This is a genomic window from Algoriphagus aquimarinus (assembly GCF_900112005.1).
Taxonomy (GTDB): Bacteria; Bacteroidota; Bacteroidia; order Cytophagales; family Cyclobacteriaceae; genus Algoriphagus; species Algoriphagus aquimarinus.
Genome location: NZ_FOKK01000001.1, coordinates 470716 through 484594 on the forward strand (window position 1 = coordinate 470716; position 13879 = coordinate 484594).

Sequence of the window (13879 nt, forward strand, 5' to 3'; positions counted from 1 at the left end):
GCTAGCCTGAAAGTTAAAGTTATTTGTGTTTTGCTTTAGCACCGATTAAAAAAAGCTGGACGAAAGGTCAGGATCGAGCTGGAAATTCCTAATGTGACAAAAGTTGCTGAACGACAAAATCAAAAGTCTGTTCTTTGCAGTATCAAATAGAAGTTTAATCTGAATAATTATAGCGATGTATTTCCAACATGTATATGACAAATCACTGGCCCAAGCAAGTTACTTTATAGGTTGCCAGGCAAAAGGTGAAGCAATTGTAATTGATGCCCAGCGTGATATGGATGTTTACTTGAAAATAGCCAAGCAAAACAACATGAAGATTACGCACATTGCCGAAACGCATATTCACGCAGATTTCCTGAGTGGTTCTAGAGAACTGGCTTCTGTGACAGGTGCTAAAATGTATCTATCGGATGAAGGACCAAAAGAATGGCAATATGAATTTGATCATGAAGGTCTACATCATGGCGATAAAATTGAAGTCGGAAACCTAAGTTTAGAAGTGCTTTACACTCCAGGTCATACGCCCGAGAGTATCAGTTTTCTATTGACAGATCATCCTGCTACAGATAAACCAGTCATGATTTTCACAGGAGACTTTGTATTTGTTGGAGACATAGGAAGACCAGATTTGCTTGAAAAAGCTGCTGGATTAATAGGAACTCAAGAGAAAGGAGCAAAACAGATGTATGAATCTGTTCAGCGATTTGCTCAACTTCCAGAGTATGTTCAGGTTTGGCCGGGTCATGGTGCTGGATCAGCCTGTGGCAAAGCCTTAGGTGCGGTTCCTAGCTCAACGGTGGGTTATGAGAAAGTCCGAAACTGGGCGTTCCAATATGCTTCAGACGAGGAAGGGTTTGTGGATTATTTGTTGGATGGACAGCCGGAACCGCCGAAGTATTTTGCGATGATGAAGCACCTGAACAAGGTGGATAGACCCTTATTGGTAGAAGTACCTAAGCATCCAAAACTTGACAAGGAACAGTTTCTATCTGCTTATAAGGACGGGCTGAAAGTAATTGACACTAGAAATAAAGTGGATTTTGCTAAAGGGTTTTTACCAAATAGCATCAATATCCAAGGCAATAATTCTTTCTCTACGTGGGCTGGGTGGTTGCTTAATTATCAAGAGCAATTCATTCTAGTAGCTGATGAAACTCAGATGGAGGACCTCACTCGAAAACTGATGCGGATTGGTCTTGATAATATCTACGGATTCATTGACGATGTCAGTGAGCTAGGCGTGGAGCTTCAGACTGCAGATGTGATTGAAATTGAAGAGTTCAAATCTCTGGTTGGAAAAGAGGATGTGCAGGTAGTCGATGTAAGAAATACGACAGAATATGCTGCGGGTCATATAAGTGGTGCCGACCACGTGTTCTTAGGGACTTTGCCAGACAATCTGGATAAAATCAGTAAGGACAAACAGGTAGTAATTCATTGCCAAAGTGGAGATAGAGCAGCTATTGCCTATTCTATATTAAGAAAGAATGGATTTGAGCATATTAAAAATTACTCAGGAGGAATGAAGGAGTGGTTGGAAAAAGGAAATGAAACAGTTAAAAATTAAACAATCATATTATGGGGTTTTTATCAGCAATTTTCGGAAGTAAAGACAATACTCAATTGAAAGAGGCAATCGAAGGAGGAGCATTTCTGGTGGATGTGCGTTCTTCAGGAGAATTTGCTTCTGGATCTGTCAAAGGAGCGGTAAATATTCCTTTGGATAAGATTGGCAGTCAATTGACCAAATTCAAGGGCAAGAAAAATATCGTTGTCTTTTGCCAGAGTGGCAACCGTAGCGGACAGGCGAAGAGCATTTTGGAAAAAAATGGTGTTCAGAATGTCATCAACGGAGGTTCTTGGAGCAATGTCAATCAATGTGTAGGATAAGAGAAAAGGGGAGCTGCAAGGCTCCCCTTTTCTTTTGCAACCAAAAGCTTACCATGAAATCCGTAAATCAAATTTTCGATTTTCATGGTAAAAATATTTTTTACTCAGTATAATATTTATCCAGTTATTAGAAATAGCAGTATGGATACTTCTATTTGGTGAGCGAGAGTCATGAGACTCTTGCGTCTTGGTAATTTTGAAACAGATTGCTTCGCTTTGCTCGCAATGAAGCACCACCTTCGCGGGAGACCTTACACAAAAGCCTCTCGCAAATACTTCGCAGTGTAATTTCCTTCTTCCTTCATCATATCTTCAGGTGTTCCTTCGAAAGTGAGGTATCCACCCTTATTTCCACCTTCTGGGCCCAAGTCGATCACCCAATCTGCCGATTTGATGACTTCCGTATTATGCTCGATGATGATGACCGAATGACCCTGATCAATCAGGGCATTGATGGAATGGAGGAGTTTTTTGATATCGTGGAAGTGAAGTCCTGTGGTCGGTTCATCGAATATAAATAGAATATGATCCCCGTGTTTGGTGCCGCCTTTTCCTAGGAATGAGGCCAGTTTCACACGCTGAGCCTCACCACCCGAAAGGGTGTTTGAGCTTTGGCCCATCCCAATGTAACCAAGCCCTACTTCTTGTAATGGCTGAAGTTTATTGATGATTTGGGTTTTTCCTTGGAAGAATTCTAGTGCTTCATCGATGGTCATACCTAAGACATCTGAAATGTCTTTTTCGTTGTATTTGACATCTAAGATCTCATTTTTGAATCGCTTGCCTTTGCAGGATTCACAAGTCAAATGAATATCAGCCATAAACTGCATTTCCACAGTAGTGATACCTTCACCGGCACAGTTTTCACAGCGTCCACCATCTACGTTGAAAGAGAAAAATGCTGGTTTGTAGCCTCTCTGCTTAGAGATAGTCTGCTCAGAGAATAAGGTTCTGATTGCATCGTATGCTTTCACATAGGTCACTGGATTGGATCGGGAAGATTTTCCGATAGGATTTTGATCCACAAATTCCACCTGAGAAATGGATTTGTAATCGCCTTCGATCTTGTCATATTTTCCACTTTCGTCTATGACTGTACCTAGCATTTTGCCTAGGGCAGGATAAAGCACTTTCTTGATCAAGGTAGATTTTCCAGAGCCAGAAACCCCAGTTACACATGTCAGGGTGTTGAGTGGGAATTTGACAGAGATATTTTTCAAGTTGTTTTCTCTTGCGCCTTTTACTAGAATGGAGTCCTTCCAGGGACGATTACCATCTTTTTTGAAGATTTGCTCTTCACCACGCAAATACTTGGCAGTGTGAGTTTGTGCCGAAGTCATAAGCTCTTTGATTGAGCCTTGGAAAAGCAATTCTCCTCCGTGAACGCCCGCGTCTGGCCCGATGTCTATAATCTGATCGGCAGCTTTCATCACTTTCTCCTCATGCTCTACCACGATTACGGTATTGCCCATGTCTCGGAGTGATTTCAGGACATCTACTAGTCGATCGGTGTCTCTTGGATGTAGGCCAATGCTTGGCTCATCCAAAATGTACATAGAGCCGACAAGAGCCGAACCTAAGGAAGTAGCAAGTTTGATACGCTGAAATTCTCCACCTGAAAGTGAGGCGGTCAATCGATTCAAGGTCAAATAACCTAAGCCGACTTGATCCATGTATTCCAGTCGACTCTGAACTTCTTTTAGCAGTCTATTGGCAATCTTCGCTTGATGTGGAGGAAGTTCAAGGGTATTGAAAAAGGGTAATGCCTCATCAATGGGCATCAGAACAATGTCAATGATGGATTTGTCTGCGATTTTGACGTATGAAGCGTCTTTACGCAAGCGAGTTCCCTTGCAATCTGGGCAAGTAGTGCGTCCGCGAAAACGCGAAAGCATAACACGGTATTGGATTTTGTGAGTTTTGGTTTCTAGGTCTTTGAAAAATGCGTCTAAGCCCTTGAAGTATTTGTTTCCAGTCCAAAGCAACGCTTTTTCCGTATCGTTCAGATCCGCATATGCTCTGTGAATAGGGAAATCAAATTCAATCCCTTTTTTCAAAAGAGGCTCTACCCAAGCTCTGGAAGACTCTCCTCGCCAAGGTGCTACCGCTCCTTCATAAACTGAAAGATCCTTATCAGGAATCACCAAATCAGGATCGATTCCCAATACATTCCCAAAACCTTCGCAGGTGCGGCAAGCACCAAAAGGATTGTTGAAAGAGAAAAAGTTAACTGATGGAAGCTCGAATTGAATTCCATCGAGTTCGAATCTATCAGAAAAGCTCTTGGACTCTTTGCCGGGAATCGTGATTTTGCAATCGCCGTGACCTTCAAAAAGAGCAGTTTGCACTGAATCTGCAATTCGGAATTGATTATCCTCGTCTTCCTTATGAACCGCTACACGGTCAATTAGGATCTCGTAATTGCCTTTTTGGATCTTTTTTTCCTGAAGTAAATCTTCCACGAAATATGCTTCATCATCAATTAGAATTCTTGTATAGCCTTTTTGAAGAAGCAATTCCAATTCTTGATTGATCTTCCTCCCACGTTCGATTTGAAGCGGACAAGAGATCATCACTTTCGAGCCTTCTTCAAAAGACTGAACGTAATCTACTATGTCCGTAACTGTATGATGTTTGACCTCTTTACCTGAAATAGGAGAGATCGTTTTTCCCACTCTGGAGAAAAGCAACTTCAGGTAGTCATAGATTTCTGTGGTAGTACCGACCGTAGATCTCGGGTTTTTGGTATTGACTTTTTGCTGAATTGCGATTGCTGGAGCTACACCTTTGATGTATTCCACATCAGGTTTTTCCATCCTGCCGAGGAACTGCCGAGCGTAAGAACTGAGGCTTTCCACATACATGCGTTGGCCTTCGGCAAAAAGTGTGTCAAATGCCAAGGAAGATTTCCCCGAACCTGAAAGGCCGGTGATCACCACAAATTTATTTCTGGGAATCGCAACGCTCAGGCTTTTTAGGTTATTCACCCGGGCATTTTTGATAATAATGAATTCCTTGGGGTCGAGTGAGTCGATTTCTGTAGTAGCGGATAAAGTGCTCAAAGTCATAGCTGGCAAAGTTACAAAAGGAACAGAGGAACTGATCAAAAAGTTGGGAAGGTTGTTTATTTAATGTTCCGGTGGCTGTCGAGACACCCTTGAAATATCTGTTTGACAGGCGCCGCTGACTACCAAATTAGAGCTTTGAAATTGGTCTTTAGAGCATTATTAGGGTAATGAAATGCAGATTTGATACGACTTTGTATTTAAAATAATTTGCTACATTTTGTACTTTACTAAGATACATCTGTTAAATTGTACTATCATTTTTATTAAATCCGCCAACTATCTTGTTTCCAAATTCACCATACTTTTTGAATGTCTGATCTTCGATTTAATATACTGGACAAGGTTCGAGAGAACTCCAGATACATCGTTTATAAAGCGCATCGTGTCTTGGATTCCAAACCTGTTACCATTCAGACCTTTCGTTCTGCCTATCCTACTTTTCGGGATTTGAATCACATGAAGCAGGAGTTTTCGATACTTTCTAAGCTTTCACATCCAAATATTGTACAACCGATTGGATTGGAGCATTTAGAGAATCTCCCTATTCTGGTCAATGAAGATGTGACTGGGGAAACGCTCGCTGAGTACTTAAAGAAGGGAAGGCTGGATTTAATCGAATTCCTGAAAATAGCCATGGGGATCACCAGGGCTGTACTTTACCTACACAGTAAGAATATTATCCACAAAAATATTAACCCCACTAATATCATCGTCGATAGTGATGGGGAAATAAAAGTTTGGGGCTTTGACTTTGCCATTGAACGGGGTCGGGATTTGAATTATTCCAATGTCAGTGAGGCACTTGAACTTGGACTTCACTATATCTCACCCGAACAAACAGGTCGGATGAACAGACCAATTGATCATAGAACAGACTTATACTCTATTGGAGCTGTATTGTATGAAATGATCACTGAGCGACCTCTTTTTAAACTTTCTGATCCTGTAGAGTTGATGCATGCCCACTTGGCTCTATTACCTGAATCACCTCACAAATTCCGTGATGATATTCCGGAGGTGATGGAAAAGTTGATTCTCAAATTATTGAAGAAAAACACGGAAGAAAGATACCAAGGCTGCTCTGGCTTATTGAATGATTTGCAACAGTGTTTGGACCGGCTGCTGGATATCAATGAGGTCTCTAATTTCAAACTTGGTACTCAGGATCATTTGGATCAGTTTCAGATCTCTTCGAAGATCTATGGAAGAGATGAGGATTTGGCTCAAATGCATGAGATTTTCAAGCGGGCAAAAAATCAAAAAGCCGAATTAGCGCTTGTGAGCGGGTATTCCGGTGTAGGGAAATCAAGCTTTGTACGTGAATTTCAAAAATATATAGACCTGGAAGGGGGATTTTTCATTTCGGGAAAGTTTGAGCAGTATAAGAAGAACCCACCGTTGAGTTCGCTTTTGCTGGCCTTAAATGATTTGATAGATCAGATTTTGATGCGTGGAGAAGAGCAACGAACCTACTGGAAAAACAGCATTATGAAGGCTGTGGGGAATTCTGGTCAGTTGCTCATCGATATTATGCCTGATTTGGAGCTTTTGATAGGTGCACAACCTGAAGTACCAATCTTGCCCATGACAGAATCCAAAAACCGGTTTAATCAGGTTTTTAATAGTTTCATCCGCTCATTTGCAAGTCAGGATCATCCGATGTGCATATTCTTGGATGATTTGCAATGGCTGGATACCACGACCAGGCGATGGCTGGAGACTACACTTCAAGATCATAGTCTGAAACACCTACTGATTATCTGTGCTTATAGGGAGAATGAGGTTTCTCCATCGCATCCTTTGATGTTGATGCTGGATAGACTAAAGTCTCATGATGTGATTTCTACTCTGATAGACTTGAAGCCTCTTGATCAGAATTCGGTGGCCGAAATAGTCTCAGATTCCTTGTCTATATCTGTAGAAAAAAGCGCTGAACTGGCACAAATTATCTTCAGAAAAACGCTTGGGAACCCATTCTTTATCAGACAGTGCCTACTCACTCTCTATGAAAGCGGAGCAATCAACTTATCTCAAAATACTCAGCACTGGACATACAGTGCAGAAAAAGCATACCGAGTAAAAATCAGCGATAATGTCATTGACTTGATGGCAGAATTGTTTTTTAGACTACCTGCTGAAGTTCAAGTAACACTAAAATACGCTTCTTGTATAGGCAATACGTTTTCGATAGAAGTACTAAGTGGGTTGATTGATATCAGCGAAGAGGAGCTGGATATGCAGTTAAAGCTAGCTGAGAAGCTGTGCATCATAGAAAACATCAAAACCAAGGAGCGATCCGGTGACGATGATTATGGATTTCAGCATGACAAAATCCAACAGGCAGCACTTGGGATGCTTCCAGATAAAGAGAAAAAAGAGGTTCGGCTAGCTATCGCTAAGAGTATCATAGCGAAGCTGGGAAACATAGAGCAATCCGATCACATCTATACGGTCACGGATCATTTCAATTTTGCGCAAAGTCTCATCACTGATGAATCACTTCTGAAGAAGGTAGTTTCGATGAATATTGCCGCTAGTATTCGCGCAAAATATGCAAACGCCTATGAATCTGGGTTGATATATATTAGAACAGCCATGGAGCTGGTAGAGGAAAAGGGCCTGATTGTACCTGAGAAAATGTTGCGCGATCTGAATTTGCAACGGGCAGAATCGGAACATTTAATAGGAAATAATGATGTCGTCGAAGCATTTTTTGATAAAGCATTAAGCTATACCGATGATGTAATAGACAGAGCAATAGTCACTATTCGAAAAATCCAGTTCTTCAATAATATTCGAAATTTCGAAGCTGCATATAAAGCTTGTAGAGAAGTTACCGCAGAATTGGGAGTGAAAATCCCATCAAGTTTTTCTCCTCCGAGTTTAGCAATTGAGTTTGTGAAATATAAAAGCCTAATGGGCAATCGTGATGTAGAAGATCTGATCAATCTGCCGGAAATGCAGGATGAAAAGCTTAAAACTGCGATTTTGCTTATGGCTGCTGCCGCTCAGTCGGCTTTTCAGATTCGTCCAGAACTGTGTGTTTTGGTCAGTGCTATCATGGTGAACCTATGCCTGAAGCATGGGAATGCAGATGGGGGATTTATAGGATTTCTAGGCTTTGGCCCAGTTTTCCACAGTGGGATTCTAGGCTTTAGAACTACTGGATATAAACTTGGACAGTTGACATTGGCACTGGTAGAAAAGTACCAAAACTACGGTGCAAGGGCTGAAACAAGTTTTGTGACAGGATATTTTGCTATTCCCTGGCGAAAGCCGGCATTGGAAATGGAGACCTATTGGCAGAATGCCTATGAATCTGGATTAGAAGTAGGTGACCTTTTTCATGCGAGTTGTGCGAGTTGCGCTATGATCCAAAGTCATTTTATGCGTGGCGTCCAGTTTGATTCAATATTAGATTCAAGTGCCGCTTACTTGGATTTTCTCAATAGAATTCAGTTGGAGGAGGCTGTGCTTACAATAGCGGCTGTAAACCAAGCGATTAAAAATCTTAAGGGACAGACTGAAAGTAGTCTTTCTTTCTCAGATCAGAATTTTAACGAAGAGCAATATATCAAGCTATTAGCTGGGTTTAACTCAAGACATTTCGCCCACTTCTACTACATCAATAAGATGCAATCGCTCTATCTCTGGGAGGAATATGAAGCGGCTTTTGAAGTGTCTTTGATCTCAGATCAATATTTGAAAGATTCTCCCGGAATGCTCCACACTGCAGAGCATTATTTCTACAAAGGATTAATTCTGGCAGCCCTTATTCCTTCTGCTCGAGCTACAGACAGGCTCAAATGGAAGCGTAGTTTGAGTAAAATTGTGGATAAGTTCAGAAAATATACCCGACACAGTCCGAGTAATTTTGAACATAAATATGAATTATTAGTAGGAGAACTAGCGAAGGTAAATGGCTCAGTAGATGGTGCTCAAAAGCACTATTATCTAGCATTGGATGCTGCAGAAACGTATGAGTATCTCCAAATTCAAGCTTTAGCCAATCGAAAGTTGTTTGAACTACATCTGAACGGCGACAAGAAAAAAATTGCGGCGATTCATTTAAGTGATGCCGAGTATACATATGAATTGCTTGGAGCAAAAGGGATAGCAGATTTGATGGCATCCAAGCGTAGTTCTAGTAATTTTTCTCAGAAAGAATTCAGGTTTGGTCAGCGAGCTGATGATAAGAGTACCATCCAGAAGTTTTCTAATCAGGACTTGGATCTAAAGTCAGTAATGAAATCTTCTGAGGCAATTTCTAGGGAAATCCGACTGAAGGATCTCTTGACTATTTTGATGAGAATCATCATCGAGAATGCAGGCGCCCAGCGCATGGTCTTATTACTGAAAAATGAGGAGGGATTCACCGTGCAATCCGAATCATGTACCAAATATCCAGATCCGAAGCTCTTTGAAAATCTTCCCTTAAAAGACTTTGATTCCATTGCAAAGGAAGTGGTGTATTACGTAGCCAAAAACAATGAAAACGTTATTCTGGACAATGCTGCACAGGATACTCGTTTTGCCAAAGACGTTTATATTCAGCAAGATAAGTTGAAATCCATCTTGTGCGTTCCGCTAATTAAGCAAAATGAAGTTACGGGAATCATCTACCTGGAAAATAACCTGATAGAAGGAGCATTCACTGCTGAGCGTTTGAATTTGATCAATATACTATCAAGTCAAATGGCGATTTCTCTAGAGAATGCACTTCTCTACCAAAATATGGAGGATAAAATCCATTTGAGAACAAAGCAACTCAATGAGGAAAAGGAGAAAGCGGATCATTTGCTATTGAATATTTTGCCTCCTGAGATAGCCTATGAGCTTAAAAACCATGGAGCTTCCAAAGCCAGACATTTCAATAATGTCAGCGTGATGTTCACTGATATTGTGAATTTCTCAGGACTGTGTGAGACGCTTTCTGCTGAAGAACTGGTGGCAGAATTAAACTACTTCTATTGTGAATTTGACAGGATTGTGGAGAAGTACGGTGTCGAAAAGATCAAGACTGTAGGAGATAGCTACATGTGTGCAGGGGGATTGAATCTGCAGAAGGATTTTGATGCAGCAAATATCATCTTGGCAGCTTTTGAGATCAATGACTTTATTCAGGCTCATCAGAGATCAAAAATCTCCCAAGGAAAGCCAGTAATAAGTATGCGAATAGGAATTCACACAGGTCCCGTGATAGCCGGAATAGTCGGTTTGAAGAAGTTCGCTTATGACATCTGGGGCGACACAGTAAATATTGCTTCCAGAATGGAAACGGCTGGAGAGGCCAGTAAAATCAACATTAGCGGTTATACCTATGAGTTAATCCAAGATAAATTCACCTGCTCTTCGCGTGGTAAAATTGAGGTGAAGAATAAGGGACTTGTTGAGATGTATTTCGTAGAGAGTAAAATTTGATCCATACTTTTTGAGAGCTTGGGTCAGTTGAGTGATATAATTTTAATATTCATTTTAAGCCCCATATTATGAGTTACTTATCCTATCCTAGGATCAATTTTTACGGTAGATTTTTTACAGATCCATCCACCGTCAATAATGACCCTACCCATTATGAAGTGGATAACACCGTCCCTTCTCCCTGGCAAAACCCGAAAGGGTTACATCGATTTCAACTACAGGAATGCTCTGTAGTCTCCACTATTGGAGCCAGTGGCGAAGTATCTGATCCACTGGTAAATCTTCCTTTTGTTACTACAGACCAACCATCTTCGGCGAAAATTGCAGACATAGATGTTTATCAGCAAGGCGTTCCGACTATTTACGGAATGCAGGTAAGTATCCCTATTTCAGAAGGTGTAAGTCTCACAGGTTTGGTGGATCCAGCTGTTTTGAACCAACTCTGGTGGGTGGCAGTATTGGCGACGCGCAGCTGGCAGGATTCAGATTATATGATGGACAGCTTCGGCGGAGATATGAATGCCTGTGGAGTTTACCAATCAGTCATCCGAGTGCCACAAGCTACTTGGCCAGCAGACTCTGTTTCGCCAGTTCTTGCATTGCTGAAAAGCCAGACGACTTTAGAAGATGGAAATTACCTGATCTCCATGCGATTTGTAGTCGATGGCTATCGCAATGTACCCGAGGATGTAAATTTCCAAACGGGTAGAATCACCGGATCCTTGGGGCCAGTGATTGGCTCAGAACCTCGCTATAATCCAGGAGCAAGGCTGCTAGCTGGTAGAACTCAGGATAAAAGTGATCCTTGGAATTGGCCAATGTTTAACAATTGCCCTTTTGTCATCGATCAAAACCGAAAGCTTCTAATTCTAGATCTGGCGAATGGCATTTGTAGGCAAAATGCTGGCGGTGCTCCGGTGGATTTGGGGACTTTGACGGCGAATGTTACGTTGGCGGATAATTCTCAGGTGTCACTAGGCAATGTGGATTATTCCGAATTTTGTTACAATCTCTATTCTCACATTGTTGAGATGCCTTTGTCAGATGCACAGTTGACTCAGGTACTTTCTGGTTCACTGAGCTTAACGATTTCTAGGACAGATATAGGTCCGCAAATGATTTTCCAAGAGAATATTTTGCAAACAACTATAGAAGTGGAGGTTCGGCCAATCCGTATGTCTGGTTTCCCAGGTACTACCTCTTCTACGAGTGTATATGTAAGCAGGCTTCAGGAACCATTAGTGGGGAAACAGCTCCAAGTGGATGTGGTGAGTGTGCATGGTAATACTCCTGGAGCAACAGTTCCACCTAGTAATCCAGGAAATACTCCACAAGCAGATGGCGCTATTGAAGCTGCTATTTCACCCACCGACGCGAATGGGTTTGCTACAGTGACCATCAATGTGCTTTCTGATCCAGGCTCACGGACTCCACAGTTAGATGGGCAATTGTATTTCATCAATATCACAGATCCTGAGCAGTTGGTATCTGAGCCTATTTCCCAAAGCGCCATGATTTCCTGTCTGGTTTGGTCGGCGTATCCAATAAATGAAAATCCAACTTGGCCAGAAATTCAGGAGATATTCGCTGGTTACGTGAAGTTGTTTCCGGGCATGACAGAGAAGATCAATCTGATCGACTATAATTCCTTCCAGACTTTTGCACTAAACCCTCCATTCGGCTTGTATCAGGCTCCTCCAGGTCCACTTGGGATTGATGCAGGGGCGATTCCTTTTTTCATGAGTAGAGAAGTCACTGATCCTAGGTATATGCCTGTGACGAGAGATATGTCTCCAGAGCGAACCATGACGGTTTTATATTATGTAAAGAATATGCAAGACAATCCTATTACCCCTCCCACCTCATGAAAAGATCAAATCTAGTAATACTTATAGCTGTAGGGATTAGTACACTTGCTTTTTCCAGCTGTGCTACCTCTGAGAAAACTGAGGAGAAAGCCAATTCAGATGTCTTAGTATCTAATGCAGCCTTGGACTCTAATGAAGTAGCGAATGCGTTACCTTTTACCATTGAATTTGTGGAGCAAAACTATGGAGCAAAAGCTGCTTTACCGAGTTTGCAATCTTATGCGAGTGCAATGAATCAGGCCGGGGAACTATTCATTGCCGGAGGAAGAAGACAGGGACTACATACCTTTAATCCTGCGCCAGCTAATAATTTTGTAAAAGATAGCGCCAATAACTTCTTGTTTATCATAGATCCTGTTGCGGGTGATCAGTGGTCTTTTGATGTGAATCAGTTGGGAGACGAGCTTTCAGCTCCACTTCAATCTACCAATCTTCAGTCTTATCATGATGAGGCTTCGGACTATATGTATATCGTGGGTGGTTATGGTTGGAAAGCCGATGGCTCAAACATGGTGACATTTGGGACAGTGATTCGATTTAAGCTGGAAGATGTATCTGCGGCAATCAAATCGGGCGCTTCTGCCAGTAGTATTAAGTCTATGATGCAGATCGGAAAAGATGATAGACTGGCTATCACAGGTGGAGAATTGTTTATGATGAATGGCAGCTTCTACTTGGTTTTTGGACAAAAATTTGACGGTCAATACCGAGCCTTTGGCGGGACAGATTTCACGCAGGAATATTCTAATCAATTCAGAGTTTTTAGGCTTGACCCTCAAACGCTCAAAGTTACCGCATACGGAGCTACTCCAAATTCTGGTGCAGATCAACCTTTTCACCGTAGGGATGGAAATATCCTAGAAAGTATAGATCCAGCTACTGGTATGGAGAATATCACAGCTTTGGGAGGAGTATTTCGACCAGGAATTATTGGCGGCTATGATTATCCGATTTACATTTCTAGTCCATCCGGCGTGGCAATGGATTCCACTATTCATCAGAGATTCAGCCAGTATGAGTGTCCTGTGATTACTGTTTATAATGAAACTGCTCAGGATACTTCCGTATATCACACCATGTTTGGGGGAATAAGCATGTACTATTATTCCCAGACCCCAGAACAGCGAGCTGCCTTTGACACGGTAACTGCTCAAGGAAGAAATGACGGTTTACCATTTATCGCAGATATCAGCACCTTCCAGAAATCCAGTTCTGGCACCTATCAGGAATTTATTCAGTCAAACCCAATTCCTGGAAATAGACTGCTGGGGTCAAGCATTAGTTTTATAGGAAACAGAAGTCTTGAAGCCGCCCTAATGGCTTTTGACAATGGAGTGATAAGACTGAGTAACGTGCCTACCGGAGAGAGGATTTTGGCTGGCTATATCTATGGCGGTATCGAGGCTCAATATCCATTTCCAAGCATTCCAAATCAAGGAACCTGGGTTTCCAACACAGTTTTTGCTGTCTACGTGACCAACTCACCGGCTGGAGCGATTCCTGCTAGTTTTGGTAAAAAAGCAAGAAATGGCGCTCCGCTGACTAGATTACCTCACTAAATTGAAGCCTGCTTAGTTCTGAACTGAGCAGGCTTCTTTGTGTTTAAACCCTTCTTAATAGCACAAAAAT

The 13879-nt window shown here is 41.8% G+C and carries 6 protein-coding genes; 5 read left to right on the forward strand and 1 reads right to left on the reverse strand.

The window, feature by feature from the left end:
* Nucleotides 1–175: 175 nt before the first annotated feature.
* Both BM291_RS02120 and BM291_RS02125 read left to right on the forward strand, forming a co-directional pair.
* Nucleotides 176–1570, forward strand: coding sequence for an MBL fold metallo-hydrolase (locus BM291_RS02120; protein WP_092894517.1), 1395 nt, complete (start codon nucleotides 176–178; stop codon nucleotides 1568–1570).
* Between the two features lie 11 nt (nucleotides 1571–1581).
* Nucleotides 1582–1893, forward strand: coding sequence for a rhodanese-like domain-containing protein (locus BM291_RS02125; protein ID WP_092894518.1), 312 nt, complete (start codon nucleotides 1582–1584; stop codon nucleotides 1891–1893).
* Nucleotides 1894–2144: 251 nt separating this feature from the next.
* Here BM291_RS02125 and uvrA read toward each other — a convergent pair whose 3' ends face one another.
* The gene (gene uvrA / locus BM291_RS02130; RefSeq protein ID WP_092894519.1) at nucleotides 2145–4961 is read right to left on the reverse strand and encodes an excinuclease ABC subunit UvrA; all 2817 of its coding nucleotides are present in this window, start codon (nucleotides 4959–4961) and stop codon (nucleotides 2145–2147) included.
* A gap of 309 nt (nucleotides 4962–5270) precedes the next feature.
* Here uvrA and BM291_RS02135 point away from each other — a divergent pair, with 309 nt between their 5' ends.
* The 3 genes from BM291_RS02135 to BM291_RS02145 all read left to right on the forward strand — a co-directional run bounded on the left by BM291_RS02135 (nucleotide 5271) and on the right by BM291_RS02145 (nucleotide 13809).
* Entirely contained in the window at nucleotides 5271–10382 is a 5112-nt protein-coding gene (locus BM291_RS02135; protein ID WP_092894520.1) for an adenylate/guanylate cyclase domain-containing protein, read from the forward strand.
* A 68-nt stretch (nucleotides 10383–10450) separates the two neighbouring features.
* Entirely contained in the window at nucleotides 10451–12250 is a 1800-nt protein-coding gene (locus BM291_RS02140; protein ID WP_092894521.1) for a hypothetical protein, read from the forward strand.
* On the forward strand, nucleotides 12247–13809 hold the full coding sequence (locus BM291_RS02145; RefSeq protein ID WP_092894522.1) for a hypothetical protein: 1563 nt from the start codon (nucleotides 12247–12249) through the stop codon (nucleotides 13807–13809). Before BM291_RS02140 ends, BM291_RS02145 begins: the two co-directional genes overlap by 4 nt.
* Nucleotides 13810–13879: the final 70 nt, after the last annotated feature.

Excerpts from the sequence above, each read along its gene's own strand:
- BM291_RS02120 (WP_092894517.1), top strand. The coding sequence starts at position 176 with ATGTATTTCCAACATGTATATGACAAATCACTGGCCCAAGCAAGTTAC.
- uvrA (WP_092894519.1), bottom strand. The coding sequence starts at position 4,961 with ATGACTTTGAGCACTTTATCCGCTACTACAGAAATCGACTCACTCGAC.
- BM291_RS02145 (WP_092894522.1), top strand. The coding sequence starts at position 12,247 with ATGAAAAGATCAAATCTAGTAATACTTATAGCTGTAGGGATTAGTACA.
- BM291_RS02140 (WP_092894521.1), top strand. The coding sequence starts at position 10,451 with ATGAGTTACTTATCCTATCCTAGGATCAATTTTTACGGTAGATTTTTT.
- BM291_RS02135 (WP_092894520.1), top strand. The coding sequence starts at position 5,271 with ATGTCTGATCTTCGATTTAATATACTGGACAAGGTTCGAGAGAACTCC.
- BM291_RS02125 (WP_092894518.1), top strand. The coding sequence starts at position 1,582 with ATGGGGTTTTTATCAGCAATTTTCGGAAGTAAAGACAATACTCAATTG.